Consider the following 17401-nt stretch of genomic DNA (forward strand, 5'->3'; position numbering starts at 1 on the left):
TCAGAACCGCCCCGCCTGATAGGTATTGGACATGGCCGCCTGCATGGTCTTGACCACGCCAAAGGCATCCTTCAGGTGCGACCGCTCGAAGCTGGAAAGGGCCTCCGGTTCCAGGTAGTTGTCTGCCTTCTCGCCCAGGCGGATCTTCCGCGCCTGATGACGCAGACGGGTCAGGCTGATGAATTCCAGGGCGTCGCGCAGATCCATGGCACCGTCCTGGCTGATGGCCTTGCGTTCCATGGCCAACATCAACCGCTCATGGGTATTGACCGCCTTCACTCCGGCCGAAAGGGCATAGACCCGAGCAAGATCGATGATCGGGACGACACCGGTGTGCTTCATGTCCAGGGTCCGATTGTGATCCCCTCCCCTGATCAGCACGAAGTTACGGAAGAACCCCACGGGTGGTTGGTGGGTCAGGGCATTACCGGCCATATAGGCCAGGAAAATCTTGTTCTGCTGACATTTTTCCAAAACCAGGTCTTGAAGAGCGTCAAACAAGGCCTGCTCACCGTGGATGAAGCGCAAGTCAAAGAAGATGGAGCTGAGCATGAGAGCCCTCGGCTCCGGCTCCTCAATCCACTTTCTGAAATACCCTTTCCAGGTTTTCAACGGGCGACGCCACTGGTCCGTCATGGCCATCATCTCGCCGGGGCAATAGACATAGCCGCAGGTATTCAGGCCATCGCAGACAATCTTGGCCAGCCGGGCGAAATAGTCGCCGTGGCGGGCCTCGTCGAAAGCGTCATCGAGGATCAGGCAATTGTCCTGGTCGGATTGGGCAGTCTGCTCGTGCCGTCCCTGGGATCCTGCGGCAGCCCAGGCATAGGGAATGGGCGCAGGCCCCAGTTGGGCTTCGGCAATCTGGATCAGCCGCACCGTCGCTGCGTCGGTCAAGGTCGAAACGATATGGCCGATGTTATGGGCCGTCGCCCCGGACTCCGCCATCTGATGGACCAATTCCGGGATATGGGACAGCACTTCCTTCAGTCCATCCGCATCGGCCCGCTTATGGATGTCGCCCACCAGATAGACCGGAGAATTGGTTTGGGTGCGGATCAGGTTGGTGGTGGTGATACAGCCCGCAATATCCGCCCCCCGGACCACCGGAAGATGGCGGATGTTGTAGCGGGACATGGTCAGCAGCGCGTCGAAGGCATAGGCCCCCACGTCGAGACGGATGGGATCGGCGGTCATGACCTCTTTCAGGGGGGTCCCGTAAGCGATCCCCTCGGCGACCACCCGGTTGCGCAAATCCCGATCGGTGAAAATTCCCACCAACCTCGTCCCTTCGGTGACCAGGACACAGGACACCCGGTTGTCTCGCATGCATTGGGCAGCCCCCTGAACCGTCGTTCCGGGATCGACGGTCACCGGGTCCCGGGTCAGCATCTCCTCCAAGCGAATGGAGAGCATGTTCAATTCCGGCTCGGCCCCTTCGGCGCCTTTAGCGGTGGACAATCGTCCCCCCACCATGGGGGCGAAGAAGAAATCAATCTGCTTGTAGGTCTTGCGCAGGGTGTCAAAACGCTTGGCCGGAAGCTGGTACAGAAGACTATCTTCAATCGCATGACTGCGGTTGATCGCCTCCCCCCGGATCAGGGCACGCACACCGCAGACTTCCCCCTCGGACAGACGGGCGAGCAATTCCCCCTCTGGGTCATGGGTTTCCACCGCACCGGTGCGTACGATGTATAGGAATTCGGCGGGCTTGCCCGGCGTGATCAGCTCCGTGCCCTTGCGGGCATAGCGGATCTCCACCTCCTTGGCCAACTGGTCCTGCTCCTCGACGGGCAGGACGTCAAAGGGATGGGTCGCGGCCAGGAAGTCCCGTATTTCGATCAGTTCCACATCCATCTTGGTTCCCCTGCTTCCATGGGGCCGATCACCGCAGTCTCTCTCCCGGCGGTGTTCAGCTCAGAAAAAAGCGGACCCCACGACAGCCGTGGGATCCGCCCAGGAATTTTCGGTGCCTGGGTCCGGTTTCCCGGACCCACTCCCCATCCTTAGTGGTCGTGGGCGATCCCAGCGCCACGCGGCGTCCGGATGTCCTCGACCAAATGCTGGATATGCGCGGGAGGCTCGTTGGTCACCCTCGAGACGGCGAAGGCCACCACGAAGTTGAGGATCATACCAATGAAGCCAATACCTTCCGGAGAGATGCCGAACAACCAGTTCGCCGGAATGTTCTCCGCCATCGGGGTAATGAACACGCCCTTGAAGTACAGGATATACCCCATGGTGAAGACCAAACCGGTCAGCATGCCCGCGATCGCGCCTTCACGGTTAATCTTCTTGGAGAAGATCCCCATGATGATCGCCGGAAACAGCGAGGAGGCCGCCAGACCAAAGGCGAAGGCCACCACCTGGGCGACGAAGCCCGGTGGGTTGTACCCCAGATAACCGGCGATCCCAATCGCGACGGCGGCGCCGATACGACCGGCCATCAGCTCTGCCTTTTCCGACATATCCGGCAGCATCACGCCCTTGAGAAGGTCGTGGGAGACGGAGGAGGAGATCACCAGGAGCAGCCCCGCAGCGGTTGACAGCGCCGCAGCGATACCGCCCGCAGCCACCAGGGCGATGACCCAGTTGGGAAGCTTGGCAATTTCCGGGTTGGCCAGAACCATGATGTCCCGGTCAACATGCAGCTCGTTGCCCTTCCAGCCGAAGGCTTCGGCCTTCGCCTGCATCGCGGCGTTTTTGTCATTGTAGTATTGGATATGACCGTCGCCGTTTTTGTCTTCCCAGTCGATCAGGCCGGTAGCCTGCCAGCGGGTCATCCATTCGGGCACGTCGGCGATGGCTAGGTTGCCGTCCTTGCTGCCCACTTCACCGGTTTGAATGGTGGTGGTCAGATTGTACCGGGCCATGGCGCCAACGGCCGGGGCGACGGTATACAGCAGGGCGATGAAGACCAGGGCCCAACCAGCGGAAGACCGGGCGTCCTTCACATTGGGAACGGTGAAGAAGCGCACAATCACATGGGGCAGACCCGCCGTACCCACCATCAGGGCCGCTGTGATCGCGAAGATGTCGATCATGCTTTTGCCACCGGCAGTATACTCAAGGAAGCCGAGGTCCTGCACGATCTTGTTCAAAGCGTCCAACATGTAGGCACCGCCACCGGCCTTGCCTTCCACAACGGTGGATCCAAAGGCCAACTGGGGTATCGGATTGCCGGTCAGCTGGAAGGCAATGAAGACGGCCGGAACCGTATAGGCCAGGATCAGCACGCAGTACTGGGCCACCTGGGTATAGGTGACACCCTTCATCCCGCCGAGCACGGCATAGACGAAGACGATACCCATGCCGATGATCAAGCCGGTCAGCAGGTCCACCTCGAGGAAGCGCGCGAAGACGATCCCCACGCCGCGCATCTGACCGGCGACATAGGTGAAGGAGATGAAGATCAGGCAGACCACGGCGACAATCCGCGCCGCCGAAGAGTAATACCGGTCGCCAATGAACTCCGGCACGGTGAACTTACCGTACTTCCGCAGATAGGGAGCCAGCAGCATCGCCAGCAGCACATAGCCACCGGTCCAGCCCATCAGGTAAACGGAACCGCCATAGCCCAGGAAGGCGATCAGGCCCGCCATGGAGATGAAGGAGGCCGCAGACATCCAGTCGGCGCCGGTGGCCATGCCGTTAAGGACAGGGTGCACCCCCTTGCCCGCGACGTAGAATTCGCCCGTGCTCGCAGCCTTGGCCCAAATGGCAATGGCGATGTACAGCACGAAGCTGGCACCCACCACCAAATATGTGAGAGTCTTAAGATCCATAATATCTGTCCCTTTGACTTCAGTCTTCTTGCACGTCGAATTCTTCGTCTAACTTATTCATCCTCCACGCATAGTAGAAGACCAGAACAAGGAAGACGTAAATCGAACCCTGCTGGGCAAACCAAAAGCCCATATGGAAGCCGGCGATCTGAATGCTGTTCATCGGCTCCACAAGGAGAATGCCCAAGCCATAGGACACGACGAACCAGACCACGAGACAGGTCATGATCAATTTGAGAGTTGCCTTCCAGTAGGCCGCTCCCGATTTATTGGGATCACTCATGGTGAATCACCTCCCTTTAAGGTTTTCATCCCCACTCCGACAGACAGGACGCGCAAAGCGCCCAGGGGCCGCCGTTCATTCGGAAAAACCAGGAGGAGACATCGGAACCCACTCCCCCCTAAATTCTTCTTATTATTGTTCCGTAGCTGGCCCCACGGCGCACAGCATATCGATTCCAACGCTGAAAAAAAGCGGAAAAACCGCTTGCAGGCCAGGGCCCCACCCAATTCAAGATGGCAAAAACTTGGTTTTTCAGGGGGAAATCACAAAATCGCCTGATTTTTCATATTCTTACCGACAATTCGACTAATCTGTAACGATATTACTCAAGACCCGATTCTTGGTTCTTTTGCACCGCACAATCGCCCATATATCCGGGATGCGTGAGAGATCGCCCCAAATAAAATGCTGCTTTGCCGCGAAGCTCCCATCTCCTTCCGGTTTCCCCTTCTGAAAATCGAAAGGTCAAACTTCAGTGTTTATCTTCGCCCAGGCCCATGACACCGATAGCCATGGCGACACCGCCGAAGGTCACGATCAGGCCGAAGAACAACAATCCCCCATAGATATACCATTCGCGGGAGGCCATGATCAGCGTGCGGATGGAGCCGACATCAAGGTAAAGGAGCAAGCCTCCGAAGACAAAGGCTCCAAGCACTCCCACAGCGAGATGCCCCAGCATGAAACGCAGGGCGCGGATTTCATAGGGTTTTAGGGGCATGACAATCCATCCTTCTGACAAGGCGGCGAAGCGAAGAAGGCAAAGGCGAGCAAACTTTAAGACACTCTAAAATTACTACAATTTAGATCACGGCTTTGAAATTCGGTCGATCAGACCGAATTTCAAAGCCGTGATCCAAGGCTAACCCTGGCCGCCCTATTGTGCGGTGTCATTGATCAATCGCAAGGCGGGCCAGCAGCAAGCTCCCCAGCCTCAGGCGACCTCGCCCATTTCCGGGTCTTCTCCCAAATCGCGCATCAGCTTGGCCACTTGGTCCCCGACCTCTTGCAACATGTGGGGATCTGTTCCGCGAATCACCACACTGGCGCCGATCCGATTTCCTTTGGCGAAGGGATAGCTCCCAATATCCGTGTCCGGATAGCGGTTCTGCAGATCGCCCAGTGATCCAGCGATATCCCCTTCCCGCACATGGGACGTCACAGCCAGGGAACGGATTGGGGCGCCGCCGGTCAGGGTATGGGCAATCCCGTCAAACATGGCACGCATGATGGACGGCACACCGGCCAAGACATGGACGTTCTCCAACCGAAACCCGGGCGCGGCACTCACCGGGTTGTCGATCAGATCGGCCCCCTCGGGGATATGGGCCATGCGCAGACGGGCTTCGTTCAGGTCCGTATGGCGCTCGCCATAATGGGCCTCTAGCCGACGCTTGGCCTCGGGGTTCAACACCACCCTCGCACCAAAGGCGGCGGCCACGCATTCGGTGGTGATATCGTCGTGGGTGGGGCCGATGCCCCCGGTGGTGAAGACATAGGTATTGCGGGACCGCAGGGCATTCACGGCCTCGACGATGGCGTCCTTGTCATCGGCCACCACGCGGATTTCCTTGAGGGGAATGCCCATCCCCGCCAATCGACTGCCCAGCCATTGGCCATTCACATCATGGGTTCGACCCGAAAGAATCTCGTTGCCGATGATGACGAGAGCGGCAATGGGGGCGACGGTAGAGGTGGCTGCGGACATAGAGGATCTCCCGGTTATGCAGTACTCCTCCTACGCTGGAGAAGACACGCCGGATCCTTTTACAGCCAATCCTGCAACAGGGGAATGAGCGGCAGGTCCGCCGGCGGCATGGGGTAGTCCCGCAACCGGGCGGCCCGAACCCAGGCCAGGGTCTGTCCCTCCCTTCCCATTGGCGTGCCCTTCCATTGCCGACAGACGAAGAGCGGCATCAACAAATGAAAACGCTCGTAAGAATGGGACGCGAAGGCGAGCGGCGCGAGGCAACTGGTCCGGGTGTCGATGCCCAATTCCTCCTCCAGCTCCCGCACCAGAGCGGCCTCCGGTGTTTCGCCCGGGTCGACCTTGCCTCCGGGGAACTCCCACAGCCCGGCAAGACTTTTCCCCTCTGGCCGCTGGGCGAGCAGAATCCGCCCATCCACGTCGACCAAAGCCACAGCAGACACCAGAAGAATCGGCAGATCCCCCTTGGCCGGGCGGTTTTCCGCCGCCCAGCATCCCTCTTCCACGATCCCGTCGGACAACACCATCGGTCGATCAGCTCCGATAGTCGGCATTGATGCTGATATAGCCATGGGTCAGGTCACAGGTCCAAACGGTGGCCTTGCCCTTGCCCAGGTTCAACTCGACCTCGATGTCCACGCTCTCGCCCTTCATATGTGCGGCCACGGGGCCCTCGTCATAGTCATGGACCGCCATCCCCGCCGCAGCGATCACATGACCGCCCATGCGGATTTCCAGCAAATCCCGGTCCGCTTCCTCGCCGGACTTGCCCACAGCCATGACCACCCGGCCCCAGTTGGCATCTGCCCCGGCCACAGCGGTTTTCACCAAGGGAGAATTGGCGATGGACAGGGCGATGGTCTTGGCCGCCTTGTTCGACTTGGCACCGCTCACGGTCACGGTGACGAACTTGGTCGCGCCCTCCCCATCCTTGACCACCTGGTGGGCCAAGTCCTGAAGCACGGCAAGAAGAGCCGTCTTGAAGGCTTTGAGCTTGGCGTCGGAGGCCTTCATGATCGGACCGTTTCCGGCCTGCCCGGTGGCGAACAACATCAAGGTGTCGGAGGTCGAGGTATCCCCATCCACGGTGATGGCGTTGAAGGATTTGTCGACGCCCTTGGCCAACAGCTCCTGCAACACGTCAGCGGGCAAAGCGGCGTCCGTGAAGACATAGGACAGCATGGTGGCCATGTCCGGAGCAATCATGCCCGACCCCTTGGCGATGCCGCAGATGGTCACGGGCACGCCGTCGATTTCGGCGGTAGCCGTGGCGCCCTTGGCATAGGTATCCGTGGTCATGATGGCGCCGGCTGCCTGTTCCCAGGTGGCCTTGCCCAGGCTGTCGGACACCGTCTCCAGCACGGCGCTGATCTTGCTGTCATCCAGTGTCACGCCGATGGTGCCGGTCGACGCGATATAGACCTCGGTCTCGGCGCAGCCCAGGGCCTTGGCGGCGCTGGCCGCCGTCCGCTGAACCGAGGCAATGCCGTGGCTGCCGGTGAAGGCATTGGCGTTTCCGGCATTGACCACCAATCCCCGGCCCTGACCATCGCTCGCCTTCAAGGCGGCCCGGCACCAATCCACCGGCGCGGAGCGGGTCTTGGATTTGGTAAAAACACCCGCCGCCGTCGTGCCCGCCGCCAAGCGAACCACCAGCAGATCCGACCGGTTCTTGTAGCGAAGCCCGGTGTTATGGGCGGCCAGCTCGACACCGGCGATGGGCGGCATCTCGGGGAAAGCGGCGGGGGCGAGGGGAGAAGCGGTCGTGCTCATGGCGGCTCACGAAGAAAGAAGCGGGACAGATGCCCCTGGTGGAAGGAAAACCGTCGATGGGTTCGAAACCCCGAACCCGCATAAGACAAGGGGGAGGAACACTTCGCCCCTCCCCCTCGTATATAGCAAGTTCCCGCTGGAACGCCTACTTCTTGGGAGCCTCGTCCTTGGCGGCCTCGTCGGCCGCCTTGTCCTCACCTTCGGTCTTGGCCTCTTCCAGGGGCTTCCCGTCAGGGGTGAAGAGAGAGATCTCTGCCTTTTTCTTCAGGGCCTCAATACGGTCGCCAACGGCTTTGTTGGCCAGTTCATTCTTGATGTCCTCCTCAACCTCAGACAGCGCCGGGAAGGCCGTATCGCGAATTTCCTCGACCTTGATGACATGCCAGCCGAAGTCGGTCTTCACCGGTTCCTTGGAGACCGTGCCGGGCTCCATGGCAAAGGCTGCCTCAGCGAAGGGGGGCACCATGCGATCCTTGGTGAAGAAGCCCAGGTCGCCGCCCTGCGGGCCGGAGGGACCGGTGGACTTTGTCTTGGCCAGCTCGACGAAATCGGCACCGCCGTCCAGCTCCTTGATGATCTCCTTGGCCTCGTCTTCCGTCTTCACCAGGATATGCCGGGCATGAACTTCCTTGGCGGGAACGAACTCGGCCTTGCGCTTTTCGTACTCGGCCTTGATGGCCTCGTCGGTGACGGTTTCATCCACCACCTTCTGCATGTAGGCCCCGGCGATCAAGCGGTCGAGCAGAGCGGCCATGCGCTTCTGAACCTCGGGGTCATTTTCCAGCCGCTCGTCCCGACCCGCCTGGGTCACCAGATCGGCCTCGACCACAGAATTCAGGATATGATCGTAAACCATGCTCAGGGGCATGGCGCCGAGTTGGGGCTGGGCGGCCTTCATTTCGGCGAAGCGGTCTTCAACCGCAGAATAGGGAATCTCGTGCCCATTGACCCTGGCGACAACCGCATTGGGGTCCGCCTGCGCGGCTTTCGTATCGTCCTGCGCCAGGGCGGGGGCGGCGAGCAGGGGCAGAGCGAGGAATCCGGCCAGGGTGGCGCGGCGGACGCGGGTGGAAAGCATCAACACTGTTCCTTGTCTTGTTCTGAAGTGCGTCTTGTTTGAAAGACCCCTGGGCTCCGCACCCCGGAACGGATGTGGCGAAGCCCGGGTCCCGACGCCCGGAATGGGTCTGGTGCGTGGAATGATCACGCGAGTGTCACAACACCACATCCCGGCGTCCAACTCAAGGTCAGCACCGGGGTCAATCCGTGGCGTTTTCGTGGCGAAGGGAGTCCATCTCCCGGACCATGGGATTCCCCTTAACAGCGCCAGTCGGGCAAACTTTCCAGGGCGGTCATTTCCTCCAGCGTCGGGCGACGACGGACGACAGCGAAGCGGTCCCCATCCACCAGAACCTCGGGGATCAACGGACGGCCGTTGTAGGTCGACGCCATCACCGCCCCATAGGCTCCCGCCGTGGCGAAGGCCACCAGGGCGTCCGCCGGGATGGGCGGCAGAAGGCGTTGGCGGGCGAACAAGTCCCCGGTCTCGCAAATGGGTCCAACCACATCGACCGGTGCGTTTTCCGCATCGGCCGCCGGTTCGTCCACGGGCAGGATGTCATGAAACGCCTCGTACATGGCGGGCCGCACCAGATCGTTCATGCCCGCGTCGAGGATCAGGAACGACCGGCTCTCCCCCTCCTTCACATAGATCACCTTGGACACGAGCATGCCCGCATTGCCCGCGATCAGCCGTCCAGGTTCGCAAACAATCTTGATGCCCAGGTCGCCCAGCACCTCCTTGACCATGGCGGCATAGTCTGCGGGCGGTGGGCTGCTGGGATCGCTCCGCCGGTAGGGGACACCCAAACCGCCGCCCAGATCCACCCGCTCCAGGTGGATGCCCTCGACGCGCAGTTGCAAGATCAGGTCACGCAGACGCTGAAAAGTGGCCCGGAAGGGAGCGAGATCCAGGATTTGCGACCCGATATGAACCGCCACGCCCTTCACCGCGATCCCGGGCAGGGCCTGGGCGCGCTTGTAGATGGCCGGAGCATTGATCCACTCGATGCCGAACTTATTTTCCTTGCGGCCCGTCGTGATCTTCTCATGGGTATCGGCCGCCACGTCCGGATTGACGCGGATGGAGACCGGAGCCTCCACCCCCATCTCGACGGCCACCTGGGACAGGGATTCCAACTCGGGCAGGGATTCCACGTTGATCTGGAAAATCCCGGCGGTCAGGGCTGCGGCCAGTTCATCCCGGGTCTTGCCCACGCCGGAGAAAATAATGCGGTCAACCGGGATGCCCGCCGCAATGGCATGGTGCATCTCGCCAACGCTGACCACGTCCGCCCCGGCCCCCAGCTTACCCAACAGGTTCAGAACGGCCTTGTTGCCGTTGGCCTTGGTGGCGAAACATACCAGAGCGTCGAGCCCGGCGAAGGCTTCGGTAAAGACCGTCAAATGGCGGGTCAAAGTCGCAGAGGAATAAACGTAGAAGGGCGTCCCCACAGCCTCGGCGATGCGGGTCATGGAGACGGATTCGGCGTGCAATACGCCATCGCGATAGGCAAAATGATCCATGGAATAAGGCCTGATCTAAGAAGCAAACGGGAGAGGATGGGAGAAAATCGATCGACGGTTCAAAGCGGTTTATACCCATCCGGATAGGATGTCCCCGAGGTAGTCGGCGCTGAATAGCTGGGCGCAGGCGTGCTGGGCGCGGGCGTGTTCGGAACAGTCCTCGTCGTGGTCACACCTGAGGGATTGGCCGTGATCACCGACCCCGCAGGGGCAGTCATGACCCGTCCGGGGGCGGTCTCGACTCGTTTTCGGACAATGACCTGGGTGTTACTTTCGTTTTTCTCAGCTTCCCGCTGATCCCGTTCGGCCCTGGAAACGGACCGGAGGGCCGGATCCTTGGGATAGTAGGGCGCATAAAGATCGCTCGGCTCGTAAGGATAGCGTAGGGGATAAACGTCCTCACCCTTGAACGACTTGTTCGGCGCGACCTTGCCGCATCCGGCCAACAAACCCGTGGTCAGAGCCAGAGACAGGAGAAGAGGGGTACTGAGGGAGCGCATGGCCAACGTCCTCTTTTACGCTTGGGGCGGGGGGAAACGGTCACGGGCTGCGGCGCAGGCTGCGCGGACCCTGTCCGGTGCGGTCCCCCCCTGACTGGTCCGGCTTCGCACGGACCAGTCCACGGACAGGACTTTCACCGCATCCTCGGTCAGGCGGGGTTCGATGGTCTTCATCTCCTCCAGGGTCAGATCCTCGAGCCCGACACCCTTTTTCTCGGCCATCTTCACCAGACTGCCTGCCACCTCGTGGGCATGGCGGAAGGGGGTGCCCAACTCGCGCACCAGCCAGTCGGCGAGATCGGTCGCCGTGGTGAAGCCCACGCCTGCGGCGGCGCGCAGACGCTCGGTGTTGGGGGTGACCTTCTCCATCATGCCGGTCATGGCGGCCAGCACCAGTTCCAAGGTATCTGCGGCTTCGAAGACCGGTTCCTTGTCGTCCTGCATGTCCTTGGAATAGGCCAGCGGCAGGCCCTTCATGACAATCAGCAGACTGTTGAGCGCACCGATGATCCGCCCTGCCTTGGCCCGGGCCAGTTCGGCGGCATCCGGGTTGCGCTTCTGCGGCATGATCGAGCTTCCGGTGGAATATTCGTCGGGCAGGCGAACGAAGGCGAATTGGGCACTGGTCCAGATCACCAGTTCCTCGGCCAAACGGGACAGGTGGATGGCACAGATGCTTGCCGCCGACAGGAACTCCAGGGCAAAATCCCGGTCGGAGACCCCATCCAGGGAATTGGCCGTGGGCCGGTCAAAGCCAAGCGCCGCCGCCGTCTTCTCCCGATCGATGGGAAAGGAGGTCCCGGCCAGCGCCGCGCTGCCCAGCGGGCTTTCATTCATGCGCACCCGGCAGTCTGCAAGGCGTCCCCGGTCCCGGCCGAACATCTCCACATAGGCCAGCATGTGGTGGCCGAAGGTGATCGGCTGGGCCGCTTGCAAGTGGGTAAATCCGGGCATCACCGTTTCGGCATGCTCCTCGGCCCGATTGATGAGAACATGGATCAGCTTGGCCAACGCCCCATCGACACCGTCCAGGGTATCGCGCACCCAAAGCTTGAAATCCGTGGCCACCTGATCATTGCGGGAGCGCGCCGTATGCAACCGCCCAGCGGCATCGCCAATCAGTTCTCGCAGGCGGTTTTCCACGTTCATGTGGATGTCTTCCAATTCGGTCCGAAAGACGAATTGGCCCGATTCGATCTCTGCCCGAACCTGATCGAGACCGCCCTGAATGGCCGCCCCATCTTCCTCAGTCAAGATGCCGACGGCGACTAACATATCGCAATGGGCCTTGGAGCCCTCTATATCCTGACGGTAGAGACGCTTGTCAAAGCCGATGGAAGCGTTGATCGCTTCCATGATCGCCGACGGGCCGCTTTCAAAGCGGCCGCCCCAAATGGTGCTGGCGGATCGGGTGGTCTCATTGGTCTCGGTATTGGGAGAGGACATGATGGATAAACCGTTGTTCCGGAACTGGGCGCGAAAACTGGCCAGAGCGAGTCTTCTCGCCCTGGGAGGGGTGATCTTGACCATTTCCGTCCAGGATGCAAGGGCGCAGACGGCCGATACGCTCTGTGCGCTGGACAAAAGGGCCGCGCTCGCCCAATCGGTGGCCCAACCGGTGGCCAACGAGCGCCTTGCCGTAACCCCCCTGGCAGACCGGGAGAATCCCGTGGACCTGACCTATCAGGATGGTGATGGGCGGGAGCGTCACCTCTCCGACCTGCGGGGGCAGGTGGTGGTGCTGAACGTCTGGGCCACGTGGTGCGCACCCTGTGTTCGCGAAATGCCGACCTTGGATTCGCTGGCGGAAAAGACCGCTGGCCAAGGGGTGGTTGTGCTGACCCTGTCCCAGGATCGGGGCGGGGAAACCAAGGTTCCGGCCTATTACCAGGGCGCAGGCCTGACCCACCTGCCCGTTGCCCTGGACCCGACCCTAAGCGCCGGGAAAATCTTCGGTCTCCGCGGCCTGCCCACCACCCTGATCCTTGACATTCAGGGACGGGAGGTCGCCCGTCACGAGGGCTTCAAGGAGTGGGACATGCCAGACGTGCTGTCCGTTCTCGCCGATCTGGTTGGCGAGTCGGAGCAGGATCAAACCCACCTGCCCCGAATCACAGAAACGCATTTCGCTGTGCGTTAACGTGGAATGAGGAAAACTGGGCACCGGTTTTGCGCAAAAAGGGGATGAAACAAAACCCTAGACTATACCGAGATCATGACACTGTACACGACAGTGGGGGGGTTCCCGTCACGGGGCTTTACCCCGCCCCCCCCCTCTTTGGCGAGGCTGGGACCGAAAGGCCCCAGCCCCCAAATGGGCTTGGACTATTGCCCAAAAAACACGAGACACCAATCAAGCGAGGCACTCTAAACTCTATATAATTAGAGTGAAATGGGGCCAGCTTGTTCCAAGCTGGCCCCATTTCACTCTAGCGCGGTTTGCCGATCTTGAGGTCGTGCCCACCCGCTTCGAACAGGGGTTTCAGCAGAATGGCCGCGGCCACGCCGATATAGGCCCCCATCAGAGTATCGCTGAGGAAGTGGACGGTGGTCATCAACCGACTAAGGGTCACCAAAAAAGCGATCACGGCAAACCAGATGCCATGACGGGGGAAGAGCACCGTCAACGCCGCCATGGCCGCGCAAATGGTCTGGGAATGGCCCGAAGGAAAGGAGTTCGCCCCTGACGCCAGACTGAAGGGCTCGAACCCATAAAGCCCCTGATCGAAGAGGTGTCGGGGCCGCAGGCGACCGAAGACATGCTTCAGCATGGTCACCACCAGACCGGACGAGGCGATGGCCGCTAGCAGAAAAGCCCAGGACCGTGCCCAGGAAAGGAGACGGCTATGGACCTCCGTCGTCAAGGCCATCTGAGCCCCGACAAAGCAAACGACGGTGCCCAGAATCGCCCCCAGATACCAGAACATCCCCCCTCCCAAATTGGTGATGACTTTGAAGAACCCCTCCACATGGCCATGGACATTGGCCTTCAGATATAGCTCCAAGGGTTTATCGACAAAGACCATGAGAAAAAGACAAAAAACACTGAGGTAGAGGAACAGGCCCAACAGGGGATGAACGCGCAGCCAAGCCCCATGGGCGCGGAGCTTGGAGCAGGCACGGCGGGAACAGGTCAGGGACATGGTGAGATTCCGGCTGAGGGCAGGAGAAGGTGTCTGAGGGTGCGCAAGCTACCACCGAGACCGGACACGAACAATAACCTCACTAGAATGCCTAGGAGGCCAACTTGGCCTCCTAGGCATTCTAAAATCCATATAACCAGAGTGAAACGGGATCGGCTTGAGCCAAGCCGATCCCGTTTCACTCCAGGCGAACGCTGCGAGGATCCGCAGTTTACTGAATTTTTGGAAACACGCGACCTTGCGTTGGGTTGCCGAAGGATGTAGCGTCCGATCCGCGTTTTTTCGTTTTCTCCGAAGATGCTTTCGGGGAAAGCCCTTTGTCCGGGCATGGCGGAATTGGTAGACGCAAGAGACTTAAAATCTCTCGACCGCAAGGTCGTGCCGGTTCAAGTCCGGCTGCCCGGACCAGAGCTCTTGGAGTGAAACGGGATCAGCATGAGTCAAGCTGATCCCGTTTCACTCCAACTATACTCTGTGTCCTTGAAAATCCGGAACCCCTGCTTCGCAGTTCCTGGGCTCTGCCCAGACCCGCAAAGGATCACGGACCCTTTGATCCCATTGGGTGAAAAACGAATGGGGGTCCGGGGCCTCAGGCCCCGGTTGGGGGCGGGGCAACGCCCCGCGTTTTTCGGTTTTTCAAGGAGACGGGGTATATATAAATACTCTCGCGCTTTGCTTTACACTCGAAAGCCTTCCTTCGCCGCCGCCTCCAGCGTCGTGGACGCCCGAGCACTATCCTTGGCGAGGTGGATGAGCGCAGGGATCCGCCAAGGCGCCATCAACACCGCCAACAGGATGGGAAGCGCCCGGGTCTCACCCTTGGCATCGACGCCCTTGAGGGCCCAGGAGGGCACCGTCCGATTCGCCGGGTCGGCCACCACGCGCACCGCAAGGAACGGTAACCCCGCATCCTGGGCGATCTCCGCAACGCGGTGGCTTTCCATATCCACGGCCAGGGCACCCGTCTCCTGGAAAAGAGCGGCCTTGTCTTTCGGAGAGAGAATAGCGGTGTCGGACCCGAGCAAGGCTCCCTCGGCGTGGGGAATGCCCCGTCGCTCGCAAGTCTCGCGCAGGGCGGCCCGGGCGATACTATCCAGAGGGAGCGGCAGACTCCCACGAAGCCCCAGGATCTCTGTCGCCAAAACCAGCGTGCCGGAGGCCAAGGCCGGATCCAGCCCCCCCGCCGTCCCATAACTCACCAAGCCTTCGCACCCCTTTTCCAGGAGGTGCCAGGCGGCCTTGGCCGCAGCCGCTGGACCAGGACCGGCGCAATGGGCAATCAAGCGGGGGCTGGTGCCAACCGGAACCAGGGCTGCCTCCATTGCCAGCCCGGTCACCACCCCCAAAGTGGTCAGAGAACGGTCATTGTAATGGAGTCGTTTCGCACCGACCGACGTGGACATCTTTCCGCTCCCCTTCTATCGGGGCGCATGACCGTCCAAAAGCGGCGCGATCCGAACCCTCAGATTCCATGAATGGTGCGCTTGCTGTTGCCGCTGGTCAAGTTGCGGTAACGAGCCAATGTCCACAGGGGGAAATAGGCCGAGTAGCCATGGTAGCGCAGGTAGAAAATACGCGGGAAGCCAACGGCGTTATAAAGCTCCTCTTCCCATTTTCCGCCATTCCGGGGGGCGTTCATCAGATATTGGATGCCACGCTCGACCTCCGGGCTGTCCACCTCGCCCGCAGCCATCAGACCCAACAGCGCCCATGAAGTCTGGCTGGGCGTGGACCCCTTCACCTCGTCCTTACGCTCTTTCCAATAGCTGGCACAATCCTCACCCCAGCCGCCGTCCGGCTGCTGGCGGGATTTCAGCCAGGTCACGGCCTTCTGGACGCGCGGGTCCGTCATATCCCAATCCACGGCGTTGATGGCATTGAGCGCCGACCAGGTGCCATAGATGTAATTGGTGCCCCAGCGCCCGAACCAAGAGCCGTCCTCTTCCTGCTCCCGCCACAGGTAGTTCATCCCCCTGGCAACAACGGGATCGTCCTTCTTGCGCCCCAGTTGGGCCAGCATCCCGATGCAGCGGGCCGAAACATCGACCGTGGGCGGATCCAGCAAGGCGCCATGGTCGGCAAAGGGAATGTAGTTGAGGAGGTCGTGCTGGTTTTCGGCGTCAAACGCCCCCCACCCCCCGTTAGAGGACTGCATGCCGACAATCCATTCCTCGGCCCGGGCGATGGCCTCCCGGTTGGCCTCGTCCTCTTGGGAGCGGGCCAGGGCCATGACGACCACCGCCGTATCATCCACATCCGGATAATAGTCATTGTTATACTGGAAAGCCCAGCCGCCGGGGCGCAGGTGACCGCGATTGTGCTCCCAGTCGCCAACCACATCCAGGATCTGCCGGTCGCGCAGCCATTCATTGGACTTGGCCACTTCCGAATCCGCTGCCGTCAATCCCGCTTCCTGCATGGCATGGCTGGCCAAACAGGTATCCCAAACCGGCGAGACGCAGGGTTGGACATACTCTTCCTCCCCATGGACGACGCACAGCAGGTCCACAGACTCCCGGGCGATCTTGTACTTGGGATCGTCCTTCGACAGACCCAGGGTTTGATAAACCATCAGAACATTGGCCATGGCCGGATAGATGGCACCCAGTCCATCCTTGCCGTTCAGGCGCGTCTCGATGAAATCCAGAGCCCAGGCCTCGGCCTTCTTCTGGAACAGCCAGTGCACTGGCGGCTCGACGATCCGCAGAATCTTGTCAATGTGGATCAGCGATTCGGCAATCCAATGCCCGGCGGCATTTTTCATCCAATCGCGGATGATCTCCGGATCCCGGCGGAACAGCTCACGGATACCCACGCCCCGGGGATTGATCGCCTTGGCCCGCCGCGAATAGAGTATCATCAACGGCGTCATCACCGTCCGCGACCAATAGCTGACCTTGGTCCAGTGGAAGGGTGCGAACTTGGGCAGCAGCATGGCTTCCACCGGGGTCACGGGACAGGCACGCCAAGGCACCTGCTCGAACATGGCCAGGGTGAAGCGGGTAAAAACGTTGGTCCGTTCCGCCCCACCATGGGCCAGAATGGCGTGCCGGGCGCGGACCATATGGGGGGCGTCCACATGGTCGCCCACCATCTTCAATGCGTAATAGGCCTTCACGCTGGCCGACATGTCAAAATCGCCGTCGTGGAACAGGGGCCATCCCCCGTGGGAGCCCTGGATACGGCGCAAATAGTTGGCCAACCGCGCTTCGCGCGCGTCGTCGATCTCGTCCAGGAAATGGTTCAGCAGAATGTATTCGGCGGGAATCGTGGCATCCGCCTCCAACTCGAACACCCAGTGTCCGTCGCCATTCTGGCGCTCGCCCAGCCATCCGCTGGCCTCGGAGATAATGGCATCCAGATCACTGCGGTCGATACCATCCACACCAGCAAACGGCGCCCCCAATTCCCTCGGGTCTAAGGTCGCGTCCATGTGCCCCACTCTCTAACTGTACGAACTGAAAAAATATTCTGCGCGCAGAGTTTCTTATTTCGAAAACCTGTCAAACGCCAAGGGCCCTTTGTGAAGAAAAGACGGCATTGAGTCAAGTAGACCCTTGGTGCACTGCAACATTCAGCGCCCCACTGTGCCTTCCCCAACACACTCCTTCCTAAAACTCTCA

15 protein-coding genes and 1 tRNA gene are annotated in these 17401 nt (G+C 60.6%); 2 read left to right on the top strand and 14 right to left on the bottom strand.

The window, feature by feature from the left end; translation table 11 throughout:
- The 11 genes from ACLIRY_RS11900 to argH form a co-directional block, all read right to left on the bottom strand.
- On the bottom strand, nt 1-1857 hold the full coding sequence (locus ACLIRY_RS11900) for a DUF294 nucleotidyltransferase-like domain-containing protein (protein ID WP_413205605.1): 1857 nt from the start codon (nt 1855-1857) through the stop codon (nt 1-3).
- A 149-nt stretch (nt 1858-2006) separates the two neighbouring features.
- Entirely contained in the window at nt 2007-3785 is a 1779-nt protein-coding gene (locus ACLIRY_RS11905) for a sodium:solute symporter family protein (protein WP_413205606.1), read from the bottom strand.
- 19 nt (nt 3786-3804) lie between these two features.
- Entirely contained in the window at nt 3805-4068 is a 264-nt protein-coding gene (locus ACLIRY_RS11910; protein WP_413205607.1) for a DUF4212 domain-containing protein, read from the bottom strand.
- Between the two features lie 472 nt (nt 4069-4540).
- Nucleotides 4541-4789 (bottom strand): hypothetical protein, encoded by a 249-nt coding sequence (locus tag ACLIRY_RS11915; protein ID WP_413205608.1) that lies wholly within the window; start codon nt 4787-4789, stop codon nt 4541-4543.
- Between the two features lie 213 nt (nt 4790-5002).
- Entirely contained in the window at nt 5003-5776 is a 774-nt protein-coding gene (locus ACLIRY_RS11920; protein WP_413205609.1) for a competence/damage-inducible protein A, read from the bottom strand.
- Between the two features lie 59 nt (nt 5777-5835).
- Entirely contained in the window at nt 5836-6330 is a 495-nt protein-coding gene (gene mutT / locus ACLIRY_RS11925) for an 8-oxo-dGTP diphosphatase MutT (RefSeq protein ID WP_413205610.1), read from the bottom strand.
- Nucleotides 6311-7549 (bottom strand): bifunctional glutamate N-acetyltransferase/amino-acid acetyltransferase ArgJ, encoded by a 1239-nt coding sequence (gene argJ / locus ACLIRY_RS11930; RefSeq protein ID WP_413205611.1) that lies wholly within the window; start codon nt 7547-7549, stop codon nt 6311-6313. Before argJ ends, mutT begins: the two co-directional genes overlap by 20 nt.
- Before the next feature lie 145 nt (nt 7550-7694).
- Nucleotides 7695-8627, bottom strand: coding sequence for a peptidylprolyl isomerase (locus tag ACLIRY_RS11935; protein WP_413205612.1), 933 nt, complete (start codon nt 8625-8627; stop codon nt 7695-7697).
- Nucleotides 8628-8866: 239 nt separating this feature from the next.
- Nucleotides 8867-10135 carry a diaminopimelate decarboxylase gene (gene lysA, locus ACLIRY_RS11940; RefSeq protein WP_413205613.1) on the bottom strand — a complete coding sequence of 423 codons (1269 nt, stop codon included), beginning with the start codon at nt 10133-10135 and terminating at the stop codon, nt 8867-8869.
- Between the two features lie 59 nt (nt 10136-10194).
- Nucleotides 10195-10635, bottom strand: coding sequence for a hypothetical protein (locus ACLIRY_RS11945; RefSeq protein WP_413205614.1), 441 nt, complete (start codon nt 10633-10635; stop codon nt 10195-10197).
- 15 nt (nt 10636-10650) lie between these two features.
- Nucleotides 10651-12081 carry an argininosuccinate lyase gene (gene argH / locus ACLIRY_RS11950; RefSeq protein ID WP_413205615.1) on the bottom strand — a complete coding sequence of 477 codons (1431 nt, stop codon included), beginning with the start codon at nt 12079-12081 and terminating at the stop codon, nt 10651-10653.
- On the opposite strand from argH, the gene ACLIRY_RS11955 reads away from it, so the two are divergent.
- A complete protein-coding gene (locus tag ACLIRY_RS11955) occupies nt 12080-12775 on the top strand; it encodes a TlpA disulfide reductase family protein (RefSeq protein WP_413205616.1) in 696 nt (231 codons plus the stop codon). The two genes, argH and ACLIRY_RS11955, sit on opposite strands and share 2 nt — an antisense overlap.
- 289 nt (nt 12776-13064) lie before the next feature.
- Here the strand turns inward: ACLIRY_RS11955 and ACLIRY_RS11960 are convergent, their stop codons facing one another.
- Nucleotides 13065-13778, bottom strand: coding sequence for a phosphatase PAP2 family protein (locus ACLIRY_RS11960; protein WP_413205617.1), 714 nt, complete (start codon nt 13776-13778; stop codon nt 13065-13067).
- Nucleotides 13779-14099: 321 nt separating this feature from the next.
- On the opposite strand from ACLIRY_RS11960, the gene ACLIRY_RS11965 reads away from it, so the two are divergent.
- Nucleotides 14100-14186 (top strand) — tRNA-Leu (locus ACLIRY_RS11965).
- Between the two features lie 269 nt (nt 14187-14455).
- On the opposite strand, the gene ACLIRY_RS11970 is transcribed toward ACLIRY_RS11965, so the two are convergent.
- Both ACLIRY_RS11970 and shc read right to left on the bottom strand, forming a co-directional pair.
- The gene (locus tag ACLIRY_RS11970) at nt 14456-15181 is read right to left on the bottom strand and encodes a purine phosphorylase (RefSeq protein WP_413205618.1); all 726 of its coding nucleotides are present in this window, start codon (nt 15179-15181) and stop codon (nt 14456-14458) included.
- 59 nt (nt 15182-15240) lie between these two features.
- The gene (shc, locus tag ACLIRY_RS11975) at nt 15241-17211 is read right to left on the bottom strand and encodes a squalene--hopene cyclase (protein WP_413205619.1); all 1971 of its coding nucleotides are present in this window, start codon (nt 17209-17211) and stop codon (nt 15241-15243) included.
- Nucleotides 17212-17401 lie beyond the last annotated feature (190 nt).

The sequence above is a fragment of the Rhodospirillum sp. A1_3_36 genome, from assembly GCF_047263945.1.
Taxonomy (GTDB): Bacteria; Pseudomonadota; Alphaproteobacteria; order Rhodospirillales; family Rhodospirillaceae; genus Rhodospirillum.

Coding starts and splice junctions, on each gene's coding strand:
- ACLIRY_RS11900 (WP_413205605.1), bottom strand. CDS start 1,857: ATGGATGTGGAACTGATCGAAATACGGGACTTCCTGGCCGCGACCCAT.
- ACLIRY_RS11905 (WP_413205606.1), bottom strand. CDS start 3,785: ATGGATCTTAAGACTCTCACATATTTGGTGGTGGGTGCCAGCTTCGTG.
- ACLIRY_RS11910 (WP_413205607.1), bottom strand. CDS start 4,068: ATGAGTGATCCCAATAAATCGGGAGCGGCCTACTGGAAGGCAACTCTC.
- ACLIRY_RS11915 (WP_413205608.1), bottom strand. CDS start 4,789: ATGCCCCTAAAACCCTATGAAATCCGCGCCCTGCGTTTCATGCTGGGG.
- ACLIRY_RS11920 (WP_413205609.1), bottom strand. CDS start 5,776: ATGTCCGCAGCCACCTCTACCGTCGCCCCCATTGCCGCTCTCGTCATC.
- mutT (WP_413205610.1), bottom strand. CDS start 6,330: ATGCCGACTATCGGAGCTGATCGACCGATGGTGTTGTCCGACGGGATC.
- argJ (WP_413205611.1), bottom strand. CDS start 7,549: ATGAGCACGACCGCTTCTCCCCTCGCCCCCGCCGCTTTCCCCGAGATG.
- ACLIRY_RS11935 (WP_413205612.1), bottom strand. CDS start 8,627: ATGCTTTCCACCCGCGTCCGCCGCGCCACCCTGGCCGGATTCCTCGCT.
- lysA (WP_413205613.1), bottom strand. CDS start 10,135: ATGGATCATTTTGCCTATCGCGATGGCGTATTGCACGCCGAATCCGTC.
- ACLIRY_RS11945 (WP_413205614.1), bottom strand. CDS start 10,635: ATGCGCTCCCTCAGTACCCCTCTTCTCCTGTCTCTGGCTCTGACCACG.
- ACLIRY_RS11955 (WP_413205616.1), top strand. CDS start 12,080: ATGATGGATAAACCGTTGTTCCGGAACTGGGCGCGAAAACTGGCCAGA.
- argH (WP_413205615.1), bottom strand. CDS start 12,081: ATGTCCTCTCCCAATACCGAGACCAATGAGACCACCCGATCCGCCAGC.
- ACLIRY_RS11960 (WP_413205617.1), bottom strand. CDS start 13,778: ATGTCCCTGACCTGTTCCCGCCGTGCCTGCTCCAAGCTCCGCGCCCAT.
- ACLIRY_RS11970 (WP_413205618.1), bottom strand. CDS start 15,181: ATGTCCACGTCGGTCGGTGCGAAACGACTCCATTACAATGACCGTTCT.
- shc (WP_413205619.1), bottom strand. CDS start 17,211: ATGGACGCGACCTTAGACCCGAGGGAATTGGGGGCGCCGTTTGCTGGT.